Here is a 1337-nt window from a genome sequence, read left to right on the forward strand (position 1 = left end):
ATGTACGGCAGCACTTTCGGCGACAGCACGAAGAACCCGCCATTGATCCAGCCACCGTCACCGCGCGGCTTTTCAGTGAAACCAAGCACCTGATCGCCTTGCCGCTCGAGGGCACCGTAACGGCCGGGCGGCTGCACGGCGGTGACGGTCGCCAGACGACCGTGGGCTTTGTGGTAATCGACGAGCTGAGCGATATTGATGTCGGAAACGCCGTCGCCGTAGGTGAAGCAGAACGCCTCTTCATCTTGCAGATAACGCGCAGCACGCAGCAGACGGCCACCAGTCATGGTTTCCTCGCCGGTGTCGATCAGAGTGACGCTCCACGGCTCGCTGTAGTTCTGGTGCACGTCCATGCGGTTTTCGCGCATGTTGAAGGTGACGTCGGAGGTGTGCAGGAAGTAGTTGGCGAAGAAGTCCTTGATCGCGTAGCCCTTGTAGCCCAGGCAGATCACGAAGTCGTGGATTCCGTGGGCGGAATACTGCTTCATGATGTGCCAGAGAATTGGCTTGCCGCCGATCTCGATCATCGGCTTGGGCTTGAGGTGCGACTCTTCACTGATGCGCGTGCCGAGGCCACCCGCCAAAATAACTGCCTTCATCGTCTCCCCTCTTGTTCTTCACCGGGCTTGGCCAAGTTTTGCAGGCCTTTTGGCTAAATCTTTGCCTTACCGCGGGCTCAGCAGAATGCCTGCGAGCGCTCGTTTTATGGCGATTTGCAGGGGACTTGCAGGAAACGCGCCAGCTCGAAGAAACCTCCTGTACCGCGCGAAACGCCATAAAAAAGGGACGAATCCGTCATTGGACCCATCCCTTTTCATCCATCTATTTCAAGTGCCGCAACGATCAGCCGAACATGGCAAACGCATCGCTATTGGTTGGCAGATTGATGACTTGCCCATTTGCCGTCTGGATTTGCTCGATGGTATCGAAGCCAGCAAACCAGTCCTTGAGCTGGACGCCTTCCTGCGGGGCCTCTCCGGGTTTGAAACTCGACCGATGCAGGTAAAGATCATCACCGACACGATCGACCAGCAGCTCGGAGCTACTGATATACGACAGCACCAGTTTGTCCAAACGGCTGGCGCCATCATCCTGAATTGTCACCAGCCCCGGAGTGCTGACCGTGTAGAGATCATCACCTTCACCACCGTTGGCGAAACCACCGGATTGCAGAACCAGAGTGTCATCGCCCGCTCCGCCAAACAGAGAAAAGCCCATGCCCGTGCCGGTCAGCAAATCGTTGCCCTCACCGCCATCGGCCAAGCCGTGATTCACAGTGATGACGTCACCACCTGCCTCACCATAAGCCCGACTACCTGCGTCGTTAACGGCGGTGA

Annotated in this window: 2 pseudogenes; both read right to left on the reverse strand. The window is 57.3% G+C overall.

The annotated features are described in order from the left end of the window. Positions 1–599 (reverse strand): annotated as a pseudogene (rfbF, locus tag DBR24_RS30600) (glucose-1-phosphate cytidylyltransferase); the annotation flags it as partial. Positions 600–843: 244 nt separating this feature from the next. Beyond that, positions 844–1337: pseudogene (locus DBR24_RS30605) on the reverse strand (calcium-binding protein); the annotation flags it as partial.

The organism is Pseudomonas sp. HMWF006 (assembly GCF_003061205.1).
Classification (GTDB): domain Bacteria; phylum Pseudomonadota; class Gammaproteobacteria; order Pseudomonadales; family Pseudomonadaceae; genus Aquipseudomonas; species Aquipseudomonas monsensis.